We start from the raw sequence: 17,726 nt of genomic DNA on the forward strand, positions 1-17,726 counted from the left end.
CCGATGAACATCGCCCTCCTTCTCGAAATGGCCGCCGAGGCCGCGCCCGACCGCATCGCTCTCGTCTGCGAAGGAAAGCGCTGGACGTATGGCGACCTCCTCGCCGCCGCGCGCGGTGCGTTCGAGCTGATCCAGGATAGCGGCGCCGAATATGTCGCCCTGCTCGACGAGAGCAGTGAGGCAGCGGTTATTGCGGTATTTGGCGCAGCGCTGGCGGGTGTGCCTTATTGCCCGCTCAACTACCGCCTGCCTGATGCGGACCTTGCCGCCCTGCTGGGCCGCATCGCGCCCGCGCTGGTCATCGGTGACGAAGAGCGCGTGCTGCGGATTGCTGGAGGCCAGGACCACACGATCATCCCGCGCGATGAGTTCACGCTGAAGGTGCAGGAAACCGTACCCGGCGACGACGCGCGCGAATATGATCCGGGTGAAGGCGTCGCGATCCAGTTGTTCACCAGCGGCACCACTGCGGCGCCGAAGGCCGCGATCCTGCGACATTCGAACCTCATCGGTTACATCCTGGGCACCGTGGAATTCGCCAGCGCCGACGAGGCCGACGCGGCTCTTGTGGTCGTGCCGCCTTACCACATCGCTGGAATCTCGGCGATGCTGTCGTCGATCTACGCCCAGCGCAAGATCGTGATGCTGCCCAATTTCTCGCCCGAAGGCTGGCTTTCGCTGGTCGCAGGCGAGGCTATCACCAATGCTTTCGTGGTGCCGACCATGCTGGCGCGCATCGTCGATGCCATGGAAAAGGGCGCTGCTGCCCAGACCGCCAGCCTTCGCGCCATTGCTTATGGCGGCGGCAAGATGCCGCTCGAGGTGATTCACAAGGCGCTGGAACGCTTCCCTGGCGCGGGCTTCACCAACGCTTACGGCCTCACCGAAACCAGCTCGACCGTTGCCCTGCTTGGCCCCGAGGATCACCGCGAAGCGCTTGCCTCGGACGATCCGAAAGTCCGCGCGCGCCTAACCTCGCTGGGCAAGCCGATCCCCACCGTCGAAATGGAAATCCGGGGCGAGAATGGCGAAGTCCTTCCTGTGGGCCAGCCGGGCGAGATTTATGTGCGCGGCGATCAGGTTTCGGGAGAGTACAAGGAAAAGAGCGCGCTCGACGCTGACGGCTGGTTTCCCACCCGCGACGCCGGGTTCATGGACGAGGATGGCTATCTGTTCCTTTCCGGCCGTGCCGACGACGTGATCGTGCGCGGCGGCGAGAATATGTCACCCGGCGAGATCGAGGACGTGCTGCTCACCCACCCCGCCATCGCCGACGCCTGTGCCTGCGCGATTCCCTCGGTCGAGTGGGGCGAGACGGTGGGTGTGGCCGTAGTCACCCGCGAAGGCCACGCCGCCCCGAACGAGGGCGAGTTGAAAGAACTGGTCCGCTCGCGCCTGCGATCCTCGCGGGTGCCGGAGAAGGTCGCCTTCGTCACCGAATTGCCCTACAACGAAATGGGTAAGCTGCTGCGCCGCAAAGTGAAGGATGTCCTTGCCGACTGAACGTGCCTTTCCCGGTCCCGCAATCCCATTGGCGCGTTGGGCCGACAGGCAGATCAAGGCGATGGCCGCCACGCACGTAAGCGCGGCGATTTCCGTGCTCGACGGCGCGACCTTGATGGGTGAGCGCAGCGCCGGTTACCGTATCAACGGCAGGATTTCTGCAGGACTGGGCGGTAGCCACCTGATGCCCACTCGGGACGGCGGCTGGTTCGCCCTCACCCTGATCCGCGACGTCGACCGAGAACTGCTGCCCGCCCTCTTCGGCAACGCCGACATCGAAGCGCTCGACTGGGATACGATTGCCGCAGCCGTGCTGCAGCATGACTGCGCCGACCTCGTTGCGACAGGCCGCGCCCTCGGCCTGCCAGTGGCCTCGGCGGACGAGAAGCCGGCTTCGCCTCCCGTCGAAATGATGCTGCGCGGCGAGTGGCGGGAACGACCTGCCGGGCACCGCCCGCTGGTGATCGACATGTCTGCCATCTGGGCGGGGCCGCTTGCCGGGCATCTGCTCTGGCAGGCCGGCATGACGGTGGTGAAAGTCGAGAGCCGCAGCCGCCCCGATCTCATCCGCCGCGACGATCCGGCAACGTTCGAGCGCATCAACCAGGGCAAGGCCAGCCTGCTCGTCGACTTCGCCAGCGACACAGAAAAGGCCGCGCTGATCGCCCTGATCCGCCGTGCCGACGTGGTGATCGAATCCTCCCGCCCTCGCGCCCTCCGGCATCTCGGCATCGACGCTGAGTTGCTCGTGCGCGAAGTCCCCGGCCTGGTCTGGCTGTCGGTCACCGGCCACGGCGCCAGCGGAGACGCCGCAAACTGGGTAGGCATCGGCAACGACTGCGGCGTTGCCGGGGGGCTGTCCCGCGCGATGGCCGATGTGTCGGGCGAAATCGGCTACGTCGGTGACGCCATCGCCGACCCCCTGACGGGCATCATCGCTGCGCGCGAAGGTCTTGATGCCTACCGCAGCGGCCTTGCCCAGCGTATAGGACTGTCGATGAGCGCCGTCACCGCAATGGCCCTGGCCGAGGAACGCGCGCACGACCGCGCCGCGATCGACGCCGAATTGCGCGCCTGGGGCACAGCAACCGGGTGCCCCTTCCCTCCTCAAGTCCGGCCCCGTGTACTGCAGGCCCAGGTACGTCCGGTGGGCGCAGACACCACCCGCTATCTCGGCGAATTCGCAAGATGCTGATCCGTGATGCCGAAATCTTCGGCGGCAAGCGCTGCGACGTGCGCATCGAAGGCGCGCGCATCGCAGAGATCGGCGAGTTGCGTGCCCGTCCACGCGAATCGGTGATCGAGGCATTCGGCGGTGCACTGTTGTCAGGCCTTCACGACCACCACATACACCTCGCCGCCCTCGCCGCGCAGAATAGCTCGGTGCAATGCGGTTCGCCACAAGTCACCAACGCCGATGCGCTTGCCCGAGCGCTGCAAGTGCCTGGAACCGGCTGGCTGCGCGCCATCGGCTTTCACGAAAGCGTGCTGGACGACGCCCTTCCCGATGCTGCCATACTCGACCGGATCGTCCCGGATCGTCCTCTCCGGCTGCAGCATCGTACCGGACGTATGTGGCTGCTGAATTCGCGCGCACTGGAAGAACTACTCGCCATTGCTGCTCCGCCGCCGGGACTGGAACGCAGCGGCAGCGGCTTCACCGGACGCTTGTTCGATGAGGACGCCTGGCTGCAGCGAGCGCTCGGAAGCCTGCCCCCGGACTTTAGAGAAGTCAGCGCCGAACTCACCCGCTTCGGAGTGACCGGCGTGACCGATATGTCACCGCGAAATGATCCCGTCATCGCCCGTCACTTCGCGCAACAGCGGGCGGAAGGCACCCTACTCCAGTCTCCCGTCCTCGCCGGCGGCCTGACCCTTGTCGAGGCAGAGCAAGCGGGGTGGCACCTTGGTCCTCTCAAGATGCACCTGCACGAAGCAGCACTTCCCGATTTCGAAGAGGCGCTGGGCTTCATCGCCGCCGGCCATGCGCAGAGACGCGCCGTTGCCGTTCATTGCGTGACCGAGGTGGAACTGGTTTTCACGCTCGCCTTGCTCGAATGCGCCGGCTCCATGCCGGGAGACCGTATCGAGCACGTCTCAGTCGCCTCGCCCGAACTGGTGAAGCGCATGGCCGCCCTCGGCCTGCAAGCCTGCGTCCAACCGCACTTCATCGCCGAGCGCGGCGACCGCTACCTTGCCGACGTCGAACCCCGGCTCCACCCCGACCTTTATCGCCTTCGAACCTTACGCGAAGCGGGCATCCCCATGGCAGGCGGCAGCGACGCCCCCTACGGTAGCGCCGATCCATGGCAGGCCATGGCCGCCGCCGTCAGCCGCTGCACCTTGAGCGGCTCCCACATAGGACCTGATGAGGCGCTGACGCCGGAAGAAGCACTCGCGCTCTATCTCGCGGATCCGCTGGACCTTTCGCGCGTACGCCGCATCTCTGCCGGTGAGCCTGCCGATTTTTGTCTGCTCGGGCTGCCATGGTCCGAGGCGAGAAGTAGGCTTTCCTGTGCCGACGTAGCCGCAACGATCTGCGCTGGACGCCTAGTCTACCAGCGCGTCGATCAAACCCCATTCGAGCGCTTGGCGCGCGCCGACGCGGCGCCCTGACAACACCATCAAAGCAGTGCGCTGACGCCCGATCCGGCGCGTCACGGACACACACCCTCCCGCCCCTGGCAGTACCCCCATCGCCAGTTCGGGCAACTGGAACCACGAACGCCGCGTTGCGGTGATCCGGCTGGCGAAAGCCGCCAGTTCCAATCCCGCGCCAATGCAAGCGCCGTCGATCTCCACCGCAAACCGGTCGGCGCAGCGCACTGCTTCACGCGCGGGCAAAGTCCGGCTGCGGATCATGTGCGCAGTGGCCGGATCAATCGTCGTCCCGAATTCGCCAAGGTCCGCGCCAAGACTGAATGCCTTACCATGCGCTCGTAGCGTGATGCGGCTGATGCTGCGGTCCATATTAACCAGCACGAAGGCCTCGTGCAGAGCATCACGCATATGCCGGTCGATGGCGTTGCCCGCCTCTCCCCGGTTGAGCATGGCGATTACTTCGTCCCCTTGGCGCGACAGTGAAACGGCGCCCCGAATCAGATCACACGAAGGGATTTTCCGGCGGGCAATCCAATCCCTGTGCGCCGTGCTGCCCTGCAGCGTGGCATAGGCCAAAGACTCTGCCGTAAGCCCATCATCGGCCGAAAGTGAAGGCAGCAACCGCAGCAACTGCACAAGCGTCGAAGCGGCAAGAGACTGCGATATCGCCGCCTCGCCCAAGGCTGCTGCCTGGGAGCGCGATTCGACCACCGTATCCAACTTGGATGCAAGGGGGTGATCCGCCCCACCTATTCCAATCAACGGACAAGGCGGCAATCGGATATCCCTAGCCTCATACGGTGTCGCCGCCAGATCAACGAAAGCGACAGGCTCAAAACACGAATATCCGCCGTGCTCAAGGTCTGCCGTCGACACCGTCAATCCCGCAAAATCCATGACTTTCCCGTATATACGCATCGATTCTATTCATCGCTGAAAAGGCATTGGACTGGCCCAGAGACATTGACCAGCCCAGAGCGTAACAGGCAAGCTTGGCGACAAGCGCCATCAACCTACTGGAAGCTCCGTATGAAGGCGGAGAAACTGTGCTGAATTTTCCCAATCGTATACATAAAAGATGCGCTTGATGAACAGGTGTGTTGATGCTAACCAAAGTGAGCAAAAAACGAGAATGACTCAGTTATCTGGGCAAACGACTCGGGGATAGAGGCAATCTCGTCGAAAGCGAGTTCATCAACCAAGCAGAGGGAGGAGAGACCTCATGTCTGGAAAGACGTCATCATCATCGAACAAGGCAAAAATTGCTCGTCGCGTGATCGAAGTGCTGGAATATTTCGACGACGCGCATCGGGAGGCTACCGTCATGGACATCGTCCGGCGCTATAACCGACCGCAGTCGAGCACATCCGAACTGCTTTCGAGCCTGGTAGAACTGGGGCTCCTTCATAAGGACCCTTACTCGCGCGCTTACAGCCTGACGCCACGCGCCGCGCTGATCGGCACATCAGGCCAGCCCGAGCTGGTGCGCGACGGACGCATCGTACGCCTGATGGACCGCCTGGTGGCGCAGACCGGCCTTTCTGTCGCGCTGCACTCGATGGTCGGGCTGGACGCGCAGATCGTCAACTGGCGCCATGGTCCCCGTGCCCTTGCCGCAACCCGCGAGCTGGCAGGCGGCGTCAAGGAACCGCTGGCTCGCAGCGCCGCCGGTATGCTGATGCTGTCGACGATCCCTCGCCAGCGCTGCGAAGGCATGGTTCGCCGCCTCAACGCCGAAGCCGACGAGCAGGGCAAGTTCGCCTTCTCGGAAATGATGGCACGCATCGACGCCTGCCGCGAGCCGCGCCACATGTTCGGCACTGCCGGCTTCGGCACCGGCGCCGAAGCCCTTAGCGGCCTTGTTCCGCGCCAGCCCGATGGGCACCCGCTGGTCATCAGCGTGATCTACGGCAAGGACGACAAGGTAACCCCCGAAGCCCTGTTCCAGTGCCTGAGCGACGCCATGCGTGCTTGCCTGCCGGACCCAGGTTCGCAGTACGCCCAGTCGACGGTCGAGCAGTTCTCGCACGCCGCCTGAGCGCAGCAAACAGAACCAACGGAGGAAGGCCCTGCGAGACATCTCGCGGGCCCTTTCTTTTGCCTGAATTTGTAGAGACGTTCTAATCCGGCAGCGCGTCTAAATAATCTTGGTCGCCGCCATCACGGGCATCGCGGATCGCGAATTGCATGAGCCTTGCTCCCGGTACGAGGTAGCGGTCCTCGCTGATATCCGGGCCCATCTCGACCAGCTTGCGCAGCTCCTTATCCGTCACCAGCGTGACAGAGCGCTCGATGCCGATCATTACCATCGTCGCCATAGATGTGCTGGGATTGCTGACGAGCTTGTCGAATCCCATCTGCGCCACAATCAGGCCGATGATCGGGCGGCTGCTGTCGATGCGGTGACGCATCATTCGCGCGTCCTGCTGGTCCGCCAGCCCATTGCGCATATGCAACAGGCGCGAATGGCGCAGCCAGAAGCTGTGGTAGCTGCGTACGAAACGGTAGCAGCACGCGAACAGGTCCTCATCAGGCCAGCGCTCACGCAGGACGGACAGATAGTCGTCCTGCGCCGTCTCCATCACCGGCTCCAGCACCGCCAGTAGCAGCTCGGTCATGTCGGTGAAGTAATTGTAGAGCGAGGTCATGCCCAGCGAGGCCTTGCCCGCCACACGAGCGAGCGTGACCGGCTCCTCGGACATCTCGATCATTTCGATCGCGGCCGCCAGGATACGCTCACGCGTTATTCGTCCCTTGCGACCCAACCGCTGCCCGTTGAGATTGTGGCTGACTGCCGCGCAGGCCTGTGTCACCGCAGCCGAAAGCGGCGGCGGCAGAGCCGCGAGGTGGCCTGGTTCGGTGGCCACCTCGGGATCGTCATCGCCGCCTGCGGGCAAGGATCAGGCCGGCTCAGCCTGCCGGACAGGCCAGGCCAGCATCTTGACGTCAGTATATTCCTCAATCCCCTCAACGCCCCATTCGCGGCCCATGCCGCTAGCCTTGAAGCCGCCGAAGGGAATGTCGCCAGCAATGCACATGCCGTTGTTAACGCTCATCGAACCGGTCTTCACGCGGCGCGCGATGTTCATGGCGCGGTCGTGGCTACCCGATACCCCGCCCGAGAGGCCGTAAGAGCTTTCATTGGCGATGCGGATGGCGTCGTCGTCGTCGTCGTAGGGGATCACCACCAGGACCGGGCCGAAGATTTCCTCCTGAGCGATGCGCATATCGTTGGTAACGTCCACGAAGCAGGTCGGCTCGACAAAATAGCCGCCGCCCTTGTCGGGACGGATCTTGCCACCGGCCAGCAGCGTGGCGCCTTCTTCCTGACCGAGGTCGATATAGCTCTTCACGCGCTCCATCTGCCGCTTCGAGACGACCGGACCCATGACGTGGGCGGGATTCTCGACATCGCCCCAGTTATCGCCGAACTTGCCGTAAGCGCCGCCAAGGATGGCCTTGGCCTCCTCGTAACGGCTCTTGGGCACCAGCAGGCGCGACTGCACCGCGCAGCCCTGCCCGGCATGGAACACCAGCATCGACATTCCGATGTCCATCGCGAAGTTCGGCGCATCGTCGAGCACGATCTTGGCCGACTTGCCGCCCAACTCCAGGAACACGCGCTTAAGGGTCGCCGCGCCCTGCTCCATGATCCGCTTGCCCACGCCGGTCGAACCGGTGAACGAGATCAGGTCGACCCGCGGGTCGGTCACCAGCATTTCGCCGGCCAGTGCCGGGTCGGCACCGAAAACCACGTTCATCACGCCGTCCGGGAAACCGGCTTCCTTGGCCAGTTCACCGAAGATCGCGCCCATGCCGGGAGTATCGGGAGCAGGCTTGAGGATGACGGTGCAACCTGCCAGCAGCGCCGCCACGACCTTGCCGATGTTGACGTAGAGCGGCACGTTCCAAGGAGTGATCGCGCCAACGACACCGATCGATTCGCGCAGACCAAGGCGCTTGTGGATCATCCCGAAGGCCGGACGCTCGCCATAATCGACTTCCCAGTCGATACGGTCGAAGATCGCGATATAGTCGTCCCAGCCATCGAGCGCCATGTCGACGTGGGCGCGGTTCACCGCACCCTGCGCTGCGCCGGCTTCATGGATGGCGAGTTGGCCCAGCTTCGCGCGGTCGCGCTCGAAAAGCTCGCGATACTTCTTCACCAGCGCCACGCGCTTTTCGAGGTTGGTCGACCAGTCGGTGTCGTCAAAGGCACGGCGGGCGGCGGCGATGGCCTCGTTTACGTCATCGGCAGTGGCGTCGGCAGCCTTGCCGACCGGCTCGCCGGTCCAGGGGCTGATGACATCGAAAGTCGCACCATTGCCGGCATCGCGCAGCTTGCCGTCGATGTAGAGCCTGGCATCGGGAAGAGTGGTCATGAGATGATCCTTGGCAAGAAATCTATGAACTAAAGATCGGGAGCGCGCCGGGTTGCCTCGGCGGTCCTGTCAGACGGTATGCTCAGGCCTTGCGGGCGCCGACGGAGACATGGGAAACCCGTACGTCGGGCGGCAGGTCGATCACCGCACGGAAGACGCCCGTCACCGATGCCGAATGCGAAACCGGCCGCACCCGCATATCGAGGCCGTTCTTTGCGCAGCCCATGTGGAAGCGCATCGCGGCGTCGCGGTCCCAGTTAGGGGCGTCCTTACCCTCGTCGTACATCGGTCCGGCGCGGACGAGAGTGACGCGGATGCCGCTTTCCTCAAGCTCTGCCTCGAGCTGCTGGCTGAACTGCTCCAGCCCTGCCTTGCTGCACTGGTAAAGCGACAGCATTACGAACGACACGGCGACGGATTCGCTGCCCACGTTGATGATATGGCTGCCCTTTTCCATCATCGGGATTGCCGAGCGGCAGCAGTAAATAGGCCCCTTAAGGTTTGTGGCGATGATGCTGTCGATCTGGCGGTCGGTGGCCTCGGCGATCGTGAACGGTTCGTAGATGCCCGCGTTGTTGATCAGCACGTCGATCTTCGGGTGCTTTTGGGCGATGGCGGCAAAAGCGGCACGCACGGAATCGGGGCTGGCGACGTCGCACTCGACGGCCATGGCGCCGCCTCCGATCTCATCGGCCACGGACCGGACCTTCGACAGCGTGCGTCCCAGAAGGATCACGGTTTCGCCCTCGCTCGCGAAGCGGTGCGCCAGTGCCTTGCCGAGACCGGCTCCAGCCCCGGTGATGACGATCGTCTTGCCCACAGTTCCTCCCACTTGATTGGCCGCCCGCTAGATGCAGGTCAGCTACTTATGTTCACCATAGCTGCTCGCCAATCGAGTGCCTATCGCGGCCACGATGGATCGAGCGGCGCCCTTCGTGACGCGCCCCGGCGATACCGTTCAGCCGCCGAGCGGATCGCTACCTGCAGGCTTTCCGGTAAGGTTGCCGAGGATCGTTTCCAGCGTGGCAAGAAGCTGCACCTTGTCGGCCTCGCTGATGCCCGCCATCGCCGCATCGGACGTTTCGATGGCCAGTGGCTGGAGGCGCTCGATCATCTCGCCGCCACGGTCGGTAAGGTGGAGGTTCCAGGCACGGCGGTCGGCCGGGTCGGCGCGGCGCTCTACCATGCCCGCTTCCTGCATGCGGTCGATCATGCGCCCGGCGGTGATCGGCTCCACTTCGAGGATTTCGGCAAGGCCTGCCTGCTTGATGCCTTCGTAGCGGCGCAGAACGCTAAGCACCTGCCACTGCGGCCGGGTTACCCCGATCTCTCTCGCACGCTCGTCGAAAGCGCGGCGCATGAGCCGCGCGACTTGTGCCAGGACCGTGCCCACCCTGCGTTCCATGACCGAAGGATTAGTGAGCCTGCTTAGCTTTGGCCAGCGGTTTTGTGCGCAGCAATCACGCAGGCTTTTCAACGTCCATGATCAGTCGTGTCAGCGTCTGTTCGGCGATCTTCCAGCCTTCGGGCGTGCGCAGGCAGGTCTCGTGGTAATGGCCGTAGCCGGTGAGCGCGAAGTCGCCCTTGACGACCCGGTCCTGCATCGCCCAGACCACCCGCGCCCGGTCGCCCTCAATGGCGATCTCGGGCGAATGGATCTGGTGCGCGGTCTTTGCTTCTTCTAGCGCCCTGCTCACCACTGCGACGAAGTTATCGCGCCCCTGCTCGCGAGTACCGCCGCTGGGCCGCGTGTCCACCACGCAGTCCTCGGTGAAAAGGGCCTTCCAGCCCTCCCAGTCCTTACTGTCGAGCAGGCGGCAATAGGCAGCCTTCAGGTTGCAGATGGCGAGCCAGTCGGCAAAGTCTGGCGTCATGCCGGGGCGTCGGCGGCAAGGCGCTCTGCCGCCAGCTTACGCAAGTCGGCGGTCTTGATCTTGGCGCTGCCGGTGGTCTTGAGGTCGCTTTCGGCCACGAAGAGGACGCGGCGGGGCAGCTTGTAGCTGGCGAGCTTGTCCTTGGCGAAAGCGCGGATCGTCTCCGGGCTGGGGCTGGCCCCTTCCACCGGCACTATGCAGGTGACGACCAGTTCGCCCAGCAATTCGTCAGGCACGCCGACGGTCTGCGAAACCTTGACCTCGGGATGGGCGCGGATGACCTCGTCGATCTCAAGCGGTGACACATTGGCGCCGCCGGTCTTGATGATGTCGTTGAGGCGCCCTTCCCAATACAACCGGCCCTGCGCATCGACATAGCCGCCATCGGCGGTTCGCAGGAATCCCTCGCCGTCCAGCGACTGGTCGAGCGGAATGCCGAGATAGCCCAGCATCAGCGTCGGGCCCTTCACCGCGATCTCGCCGCGCTCGCCCAGCGGCATGGTTGTGCCGGTCATGGGGTCGATGATCTTGATCGTCGAGCCGGCGGTGGGGATACCGTGCGATGTGCCTGCAATGTCAGGGGCCGTTCCCGAAGGGTAAACGGAGATCAGCGTGAAAGTCTCGGTATTGCCGTATGCCTGCGCCGGTTCGCGCCACTCCGTCGAGACCGTATGATGGCGCCCGATCGGCATGAACCTGTCGACGTAGACGAGCGCGGACAGGTCGACATCGGCATAGTTCGGCGCGGCTTCCAGCTGCGCCCACTGATGCGGCCAGGCCAGCGCCATGTTAGCCTTTTCCTTGTCCATGACCTCGAGCGCCTCGGCCGCGTCGAACCAGCGCTGGAGAACCAGCGTACCGCCGCGCGACAGGGTGCCGCCCAGCGCCATGGTGAAATTGCCCGACCAGAAGAAGCCGTTCGCCGACCATGTACGCGCCGGCAGATCGTCCTGAATGGCGTACCACTGCGGCCAGCGCCAGAGTTGCAGGCACACCGCGCGGTGCGCGCTGAGGATGCCCTTGGCCTTGCCGGTGGAGCCGGAGGAGAACAGCAGGATGCCAGGATCAGACGGAGCCACCGCATCGCTTGCCGCCAGCACCAGCGCTTCGGAAACGTCCTTGCCGCGGGCAAGGAAAGCGCCCAGCCCCTCAATCATGCCGAGCGGCTCTTCGGCGTCGATCACTGCAGCGTAGCGCAGGAACGGGAATTTCAGCGAGGCCAGCTCGCCCGGTGCGCTTGAAAGAACCTGAGGCTCCAGCTCCACAAGCATCTCCGCAAAGTCCTTCTTGAGGACATGACGTTCGAGGAGCAGCACGGATACCCCGGAAGCCTTGAGCACGACTTCCAGTTCGGAAGGGGTAAAAAAGGTGCTGATCGGTGTCGCTACGCAACCGGCCAGTGCAGCGCCGAAGGCAGCGGAAAGAAACTCCAGCCGGTTGGTCATCAACACGCCGACGCGGGTGCCCTTCCCCGTACCGAGCGCGACGAGCGATTTCGCGACCGCCATGGAGCGGGCGTAAAGTTCGTCGTAAGTCCAGCGGTGGGCCTCCCCATCGAGGTGGATCACGGCCGCCTCGTTCGCACCGAAACGCTGCGCGATCTCACGCACGTAGCCGCCCAGCGTCAACGCACCGATGCCCTGTTCATCCGCCAAGGGAATGCCGTGAACGATGGACAACCCGTCCACCACCTCTACTGAACCCGTCATGCCATCCTCGTCTTTTTTGTCTGTGGAGGTGCGGGCGGACGCGAAGGTCCGCCCGTCTCGGTCAGGCGTTCACATCGACGATGTAGCGGCCCTTGACCTCGCCCGACATGAACCTGGCCGCAGCTTGCACCGCTTCGCCAAGACCGATGGTCTGGCCGATGGTTTCCAGCGCGGCGGGGTCCAAGTCCTTGGCCAGGCGGTCCCAGGCCTTGAGGCGCTTGGCCTTGGGCGCCATGACGCTGTCGATGCCCAGCAGCGCGACGCCGCGGAGAATGAAGGGCATGACGGTGGCAGGAAGATCGAAGCCCTGAGCCAGTCCGCAGGCAGCCACGGCGCCGCCATAGCGGGTCTGGGCGCAGGCATTGGCAAGGGTATAGCTGCCCGCAGTGTCGACGACGCCTGCCCAGCGCTCCTTCTGCAACGGCTTGCCCTTGGCGGAAAGCTCCGCACGGTCGATCACCGTCTCGGCGCCCAGCGCCTTGAGGTAATCGGCCTCGGCGGCCTTGCCGGTCAGCGCGGCGACGGAATAGCCCAGCTTCTTCAGGATCGCGATGGCGACCGAACCGACGCCGCCGGTGGCGCCCGTCACCAGCACTTCACCCTGATCCGGCGTCACACCCCAGTCGACCAGCGCATCGACGCACAGCGCGGCGGTGTAACCCGCCGTACCGATCGCCATCGCCTGTGCAGGCGTGAAAGCGGCCGGCAGCGGCACCAGCCAATCGCCCTTGAGGCGGGCCTTCTGCGCCAGGCCGCCCCAGTGCCCCTCACCCACGCCCCAGCCGTTGAGGACGACGGTGTCGCCGGCCTTCCAGTCAGCATGGCTACTTTCGGTGACGGTGCCGACAAGGTCGATGCCGGGCACCATCGGGAACTTGCGCACGACCGGCGAGGAGCCGGTGATGGCAAGGCCGTCCTTGAAGTTCAGGGTCGAAAAGGAAACGTCGATGGTGACATCGCCTTCCGGCAGCGCGCTTTCGTCCAGCTGCTGGACGGTTACGGTCTGGCCATCGTCGTTCTTGTCGATCACGATTGCGGAAAACATGGGTAATTCCCTCCCGGACAGGCACACCGAACCTCATCGCGAGGAACGCGCGCCGAAAACTTGCCTGTCCTGCTGAAGGGATCGAAGCCGCCGCGTCAATGCCACCACAGCGCGGCATCGCCGAGGCGAAATAGTACGCCGATAAGCCGCCCCGGCGGGCTGGAGTTTGACCGTCTAAGCCGACGTTGCCCGGGGCCGATGTCAGCCGGCTGCCAAGTCCTTGCTCAATCGCTCTGCCACATCCGGGAAAGCCTTGGCGCTCATCGTTCCATACATCGACAGGCGCAGGATTTCGTCGGTATAGCGCCGGGTCAGTTCGCTACGTTCGCCTTCGTCGGCTGCATGTGCGCGCGCGAAGACCGGCCAGAAAAATACGCCGGCAAGGTTGATGACCGACATGACCTCGGCATCGATACCCGGCTCGGCAAGGCTGGTCGAGGCGAAGCGGCGAAGCGATCCGCAATACTCACGCCAGAAGGCATCCTGCGAAGGGTCGGGTGAGGCCAGCACCTGCTGCAACCAGACGCGGCCGATCTCCGGGTTTTCCATCGCGAAGTCGCTGAGGCGGTCGGTCAAGGCAGATACGTCGACTTCTTCGACGCGGCGCTCACCCAGCGTTGCCGGATCGCCGAAGACCGCGCGGAACATCTTGTCCGAGACCCACTTGATCGTGGCCTCGATCAGCTTCTCGCGCGTTTCGAAATGCTGGTAGGCGGTGCCCCGGTTTACCGCCGCAAGATGCGCTACGGCCGAGAGGCTAACCCCTTCGAGGCCATCCTTGGCAAGCAGGTTGCAGGCCGCATCGAGGATCGTCTCGCGCGTCGCAGCGGGGTCCCTGACCCTCCGCCTTGTTCTGGCTTCCATGCTTTCGCCCCTGAATCTGAAAAGGGCCGCCTATAACCGTGGTACGATTGATCGACAATGTTGATTATAACATGCCCATGGGCCGGGATCGCCTCCACGCTCCCGGCCCATTCAGCTTCAAAGGAACGTCTGGACCTCGCGGAGAACCATCTCGGCGTGTTCCTTCCGGCAGATCAGCAGGTCCGGCATGTATACGTCCTCACGGTTGTAGACGAGCGGGGAGCCGTCGATCCGCGAGACATGGAGGCCCCAGCCGAGCGCCACGGCCGCCGGTGCGCAGCTGTCCCACTCGTACTGCCCGCCCGAATGGAGGTAGATATCCGCCTCCCCGCGCAGGATCGCCATGGCCTTTGCGCCGGCCGATCCCATCGGCACCAGATCGGCACCGATCGCCTCAGCGACGCCGGTCGCCTCGCGCGCGGGACGGGTGCGGCTTACCACCATGCGAAGCGTTGCTGGCGCGGCCGGCACTTCGCCCGGCTGGTCCGAGCGCAGTACCTGATCGAGCCCCGGCAGCGCCACCGCGCCGAGCACCGGCACGCCGTCCACCGCCATGCCGACATGGACCGCCCAGTCGGAGCGCTCCTCGCCATATTCGCGGGTGCCGTCGACCGGATCGACGATCCACACCCGACTCTTGGTGAGACGCTCGGCGTTGTCCTTTTCTTCCTCCGAGAGCAGGCCGTCTTCAGGGCGTTGCTCCCGCAGGGCGTGACAGAGGAACTGGTTCGCCGTCTGGTCCCCGGCCTTGCCTAGCGACTTGCCCCCGAACAGGCCCGACGCACGGACCTGCAGAAGGATCTTGCCCGCGTCATCGGCCAGCTTCGCCGCGAGATCGCCGTCAGTATAGGACATCAGGCGTCTCCCAGCAGCGTGTCGACTATGAGGTTCGCGGCTTCTTCGGGCGACAGGACGGTGGTGTCGATGCGCACTTCGGGATTGCGCGGCGCTTCGTAAGGGCTGTCGATGCCGGTGAAGTTCTTCAGTTCACCCGAACGCGCCTTCTTGTAGAGCCCCTTGACGTCGCGCGCCTCGGCAACCTTCAGCGGGGTGTCGATGAACACCTCGATGAATTCGCCGTCGGGCAACATCGAACGCACCATCTCGCGGTCCGCCTGGAATGGCGAGATGAAGGCAGTGATGACAATCAGGCCGCCATCGGTCATCAGCTTGGCCACTTCGCCCACGCGGCGGATATTCTCGATGCGGTCCGCCTCGGTGAAGCCCAGGTCCTTGTTCAGGCCGTGGCGCACGTTGTCACCATCGAGCAGGAACGTATGCCGGTTCATCCGGTGCAGCTTCTTCTCGACCATATTGGCGATGGTCGACTTACCCGATCCCGAAAGCCCCGTGAACCACAGCACTGCCGGCTTCTGGTTCTTGAGGTTCGCGTGCTGCTTGCGGTCGATATCGATCGCCTGCCAGTGCACGTTCTGCGAACGGCGAAGCGAGAAGTTGATCATGCCCGCCGCGACGGTGGCGTTGGTCATCTTGTCGATCAGGATGAAGCCGCCCAGCGTGCGGTTTTCGGCGTAAGGCTCGAACACCACCTGCTTGTCGGTCGTCAGTTCTGCCACGCCGATGGCGTTGAGCTCGAGCGTCTTGGCCGCCATGTGTTCCATGGTGTTGACGTTGACCGTGTACTTCGGCTCCTGGACGGTGGCCGAAACCATCTGCGTGCCCAGCTTCAGCCAATAGGCACGGCCCGGGATCATTGCCTCGTCAGCCAGCCACACGAAAGTCGACTCGAACTGGTCGGCTGTCTGCGGCGGATTGTCCGCAACGGAGATGACCGAACCGCGCGAGCAGTCGATCTCGTCCTCGAAGCAGACGGTGACCGACTGGCCGGCAACCGCTTCCTCAAGGTCGCCGTCATAAGTAACGACGCGGGTAATCGTGCTGGTCTTGCCCGAGGGCAGGACACGGATTTTGTCGCCCGCCTTGACGCCGCCGGTGGCGATCAGCCCCGAGAAACCGCGAAAGTCCAAGTTGGGACGGTTCACCCACTGCACCGGCAGACGGAACGGCTTGTCGGCATCGACCGAGGAGAGAACCTCCACCGTTTCGAGGTGCTCGACCAGCGTCGTGCCCTTGTACCACGGGGTATTCTCCGAGAGCGTGGTGATGTTGTCGCCCTTGAAGCCGGAGATCGGCATCGCAGTGAAGCTCTCGATCCCGATCGAGGATGCGAACTCGGTATAGTCCTTGACTATCGCGTCGAAAACTACCTCGTCATAGTCGACCAGGTCCATCTTGTTGACCGCAAGAACGATGTTCTTGATGCCGATGAGGTGGCACAAATACGAATGGCGGCGCGTCTGGACGAGCACGCCCTTGCGCGCATCGATTAGGATTACGGCAAGGTCGGCGGTCGAGGCGCCGGTCACCATGTTGCGAGTGTATTGTTCGTGTCCGGGGCAATCGGCGACGATGAACTTGCGCTTCTCGGTGTTGAAGAAGCGGTAGGCCACATCGATGGTGATGCCCTGCTCGCGCTCAGCGGCAAGGCCGTCGACGAGGAGCGCGAAATCGATCTCCTGTCCCTGCGTGCCGACCTTCTTGGAATCGGCGGAAAGCGCGTCGAGTTGGTCCTCGAAGATCATCTTCGAATCGTAGAGCATGCGCCCGATCAACGTGGACTTGCCATCATCGACGCTGCCGCACGTGATGAAGCGCAGCATCGTCTTATGCTCGTGGCTTACGAGATAAGCGTCGATGTCCTCGGCGATCAGCTTGTCGACAACGTAGACGTCTTCCTTGGTGTTCACGTCGGTCATCAGAAGTACCCCTGCTGCTTCTTGACTTCCATGCCGGCGCCGCCGGCATCCTTGTCGATGGCGCGGCCCTGCCGCTCGGACGTGGTAGTGAGCAGGGTTTCCTGGATCACCTCGGGCAGCGTCTTGGCCTCGCTCTCGACCGCGCCGGTCAGCGGATAGCAGCCGAGCGTGCGGAAGCGGATCGAGCGCATCACCGGCACTTCGCCCGGCTCCAACGGGAAGCGGTCGTCATCGACCATCAGCAACATCCCATCGCGCTCCACAGTGGGACGCTTGTCCGCGAAATAGAGCGGCACGATCGGGATCTCGTTGAGGTGGATGTACTGCCAGATATCCAGCTCGGTCCAGTTCGAGATCGGGAAGACGCGGATCGACTCACCCTTCGCCTTGCGGGCGTTATAGAGGTTCCACAGCTCGGGGCGCTGGTTCTTCGGGTCCCAGCCGTGCGACGACGTTCGGAACGAGAAGATGCGCTCCTTGGCGCGGCTCTTCTCCTCGTCGCGGCGAGCGCCGCCGAAGGCTGCGTCGAAACCGTACTTGTCGAGCGCCTGCTTCAGGCCTTCGGTCTTCCACATGTCGGTGTGGAGCGCGCCGTGGTCGAACGGGTTGATGCCCTTCTCCACCGCCTCGGGGTTCTGGTAGACCAGCAGGTCCATACCGCTGTCACGCGCCATCTTGTCGCGCAGCTCGTACATCGCCTTGAACTTCCAGGTCGTATCGACATGGAGGAGCGGAAACGGCGGCGGCGAGGGATAGAACGCCTTGCGAGCCAGGTGCAGCATCACCGCGCTGTCCTTGCCGACGGAGTAGAGCATCACCGGCTTGTCCGCCTCCGCGACGACTTCCCGGATGATGTGTATGGCTTCTGCCTCGAGCCTGTCGAGGTGGGTTAGGGTCTTCATCAGGATCGCTCGTCCTTTGGCCTTCGTTGGGTGGCCCCAGTCTGTCTTTTGGGCTCGAATCGCGTTTCG

The 17,726-nt window shown here is 63.8% G+C and carries 16 protein-coding genes; 4 read left to right on the plus strand and 12 right to left on the minus strand.

Translation table 11 applies throughout. The features are described 5' to 3' along the window. Positions 1–3: 3 nt before the first annotated feature. From GVL61_RS06395 to GVL61_RS06405, 3 genes are read left to right on the plus strand one after another with little or no spacing between them, the layout of a single operon-like run. Positions 4–1,503, plus strand: coding sequence for a class I adenylate-forming enzyme family protein (locus tag GVL61_RS06395; protein ID WP_159978161.1), 1,500 nt, complete (start codon positions 4–6; stop codon positions 1,501–1,503). Further along, on the plus strand, positions 1,487–2,698 hold the full coding sequence (locus GVL61_RS06400) for a CoA transferase (RefSeq protein ID WP_159978163.1): 1,212 nt from the start codon (positions 1,487–1,489) through the stop codon (positions 2,696–2,698). The genes GVL61_RS06395 and GVL61_RS06400 overlap by 17 nt, the downstream gene beginning before the upstream one ends. Beyond that, entirely contained in the window at positions 2,692–4,119 is a 1,428-nt protein-coding gene (locus tag GVL61_RS06405; protein ID WP_159978165.1) for an amidohydrolase family protein, read from the plus strand. The genes GVL61_RS06400 and GVL61_RS06405 overlap by 7 nt, the downstream gene beginning before the upstream one ends. On the opposite strand, the gene GVL61_RS06410 is transcribed toward GVL61_RS06405, so the two are convergent. Further along, positions 4,054–5,001 carry an enoyl-CoA hydratase/isomerase family protein gene (locus tag GVL61_RS06410; RefSeq protein WP_159978167.1) on the minus strand — a complete coding sequence of 316 codons (948 nt, stop codon included), beginning with the start codon at positions 4,999–5,001 and terminating at the stop codon, positions 4,054–4,056. The two genes, GVL61_RS06405 and GVL61_RS06410, sit on opposite strands and share 66 nt — an antisense overlap. Before the next feature lie 325 nt (positions 5,002–5,326). On the opposite strand from GVL61_RS06410, the gene GVL61_RS06415 reads away from it, so the two are divergent. Continuing rightward, positions 5,327–6,142, plus strand: a complete 816-nt coding sequence (locus GVL61_RS06415) for a helix-turn-helix domain-containing protein (protein ID WP_159978168.1) — start codon at positions 5,327–5,329, stop codon at positions 6,140–6,142. A gap of 82 nt (positions 6,143–6,224) precedes the next feature. Here the strand turns inward: GVL61_RS06415 and GVL61_RS06420 are convergent, their stop codons facing one another. The 11 genes from GVL61_RS06420 to cysD form a co-directional block, all read right to left on the minus strand. Next, positions 6,225–6,971 carry a TetR/AcrR family transcriptional regulator gene (locus tag GVL61_RS06420; RefSeq protein WP_159978170.1) on the minus strand — a complete coding sequence of 249 codons (747 nt, stop codon included), beginning with the start codon at positions 6,969–6,971 and terminating at the stop codon, positions 6,225–6,227. 33 nt (positions 6,972–7,004) lie between these two features. After that, positions 7,005–8,486, minus strand: coding sequence for an aldehyde dehydrogenase family protein (locus GVL61_RS06425; RefSeq protein ID WP_159978172.1), 1,482 nt, complete (start codon positions 8,484–8,486; stop codon positions 7,005–7,007). A gap of 82 nt (positions 8,487–8,568) precedes the next feature. Then, positions 8,569–9,306, minus strand: coding sequence for an SDR family oxidoreductase (locus tag GVL61_RS06430; protein ID WP_159978174.1), 738 nt, complete (start codon positions 9,304–9,306; stop codon positions 8,569–8,571). A gap of 138 nt (positions 9,307–9,444) precedes the next feature. After that, positions 9,445–9,879, minus strand: coding sequence for a MarR family winged helix-turn-helix transcriptional regulator (locus tag GVL61_RS06435; RefSeq protein WP_368667097.1), 435 nt, complete (start codon positions 9,877–9,879; stop codon positions 9,445–9,447). Between the two features lie 67 nt (positions 9,880–9,946). Next, on the minus strand, positions 9,947–10,360 hold the full coding sequence (locus GVL61_RS06440) for a nuclear transport factor 2 family protein (RefSeq protein ID WP_159978178.1): 414 nt from the start codon (positions 10,358–10,360) through the stop codon (positions 9,947–9,949). Then, positions 10,357–12,069: a class I adenylate-forming enzyme family protein gene (locus GVL61_RS06445; RefSeq protein WP_200844823.1), complete on the minus strand. Its 1,713-nt coding sequence runs from the start codon at positions 12,067–12,069 to the stop codon at positions 10,357–10,359. The genes GVL61_RS06440 and GVL61_RS06445 overlap by 4 nt, the downstream gene beginning before the upstream one ends. 61 nt (positions 12,070–12,130) lie before the next feature. Beyond that, a complete protein-coding gene (locus tag GVL61_RS06450; RefSeq protein ID WP_159978180.1) occupies positions 12,131–13,114 on the minus strand; it encodes an MDR family oxidoreductase in 984 nt (327 codons plus the stop codon). 201 nt (positions 13,115–13,315) lie between these two features. Further along, on the minus strand, positions 13,316–13,978 hold the full coding sequence (locus tag GVL61_RS06455; protein ID WP_159978182.1) for a TetR/AcrR family transcriptional regulator: 663 nt from the start codon (positions 13,976–13,978) through the stop codon (positions 13,316–13,318). A 117-nt stretch (positions 13,979–14,095) separates the two neighbouring features. Beyond that, positions 14,096–14,833: a 3'(2'),5'-bisphosphate nucleotidase CysQ gene (locus tag GVL61_RS06460; RefSeq protein WP_159978184.1), complete on the minus strand. Its 738-nt coding sequence runs from the start codon at positions 14,831–14,833 to the stop codon at positions 14,096–14,098. Then, on the minus strand, positions 14,833–16,755 hold the full coding sequence (gene cysN, locus GVL61_RS06465) for a sulfate adenylyltransferase subunit CysN (protein WP_159978186.1): 1,923 nt from the start codon (positions 16,753–16,755) through the stop codon (positions 14,833–14,835). The genes GVL61_RS06460 and cysN overlap by 1 nt, the downstream gene beginning before the upstream one ends. Continuing rightward, complete coding sequence (cysD, locus tag GVL61_RS06470) at positions 16,755–17,657, minus strand: sulfate adenylyltransferase subunit CysD (protein WP_159978188.1); 903 nt, start codon at positions 17,655–17,657, stop codon at positions 16,755–16,757. The genes cysN and cysD overlap by 1 nt, the downstream gene beginning before the upstream one ends. Between the last annotated feature and the right edge of the window lie 69 nt (positions 17,658–17,726).

This window comes from Novosphingobium sp. 18050, from assembly GCF_902706195.1.
Taxonomy (GTDB): Bacteria; Pseudomonadota; Alphaproteobacteria; order Sphingomonadales; family Sphingomonadaceae; genus Novosphingobium.

Coding starts and splice junctions, on each gene's coding strand:
- GVL61_RS06450 (WP_159978180.1), bottom strand. CDS start 13,114: ATGTTTTCCGCAATCGTGATCGACAAGAACGACGATGGCCAGACCGTA.
- GVL61_RS06425 (WP_159978172.1), bottom strand. CDS start 8,486: ATGACCACTCTTCCCGATGCCAGGCTCTACATCGACGGCAAGCTGCGC.
- GVL61_RS06395 (WP_159978161.1), top strand. CDS start 4: ATGAACATCGCCCTCCTTCTCGAAATGGCCGCCGAGGCCGCGCCCGAC.
- GVL61_RS06445 (WP_200844823.1), bottom strand. CDS start 12,069: ATGACGGGTTCAGTAGAGGTGGTGGACGGGTTGTCCATCGTTCACGGC.
- GVL61_RS06405 (WP_159978165.1), top strand. CDS start 2,692: ATGCTGATCCGTGATGCCGAAATCTTCGGCGGCAAGCGCTGCGACGTG.
- GVL61_RS06455 (WP_159978182.1), bottom strand. CDS start 13,978: ATGGAAGCCAGAACAAGGCGGAGGGTCAGGGACCCCGCTGCGACGCGC.
- cysD (WP_159978188.1), bottom strand. CDS start 17,657: ATGAAGACCCTAACCCACCTCGACAGGCTCGAGGCAGAAGCCATACAC.
- GVL61_RS06460 (WP_159978184.1), bottom strand. CDS start 14,833: ATGTCCTATACTGACGGCGATCTCGCGGCGAAGCTGGCCGATGACGCG.
- cysN (WP_159978186.1), bottom strand. CDS start 16,755: ATGACCGACGTGAACACCAAGGAAGACGTCTACGTTGTCGACAAGCTG.
- GVL61_RS06415 (WP_159978168.1), top strand. CDS start 5,327: ATGTCTGGAAAGACGTCATCATCATCGAACAAGGCAAAAATTGCTCGT.
- GVL61_RS06400 (WP_159978163.1), top strand. CDS start 1,487: ATGTCCTTGCCGACTGAACGTGCCTTTCCCGGTCCCGCAATCCCATTG.
- GVL61_RS06440 (WP_159978178.1), bottom strand. CDS start 10,360: ATGACGCCAGACTTTGCCGACTGGCTCGCCATCTGCAACCTGAAGGCT.
- GVL61_RS06410 (WP_159978167.1), bottom strand. CDS start 5,001: ATGGATTTTGCGGGATTGACGGTGTCGACGGCAGACCTTGAGCACGGC.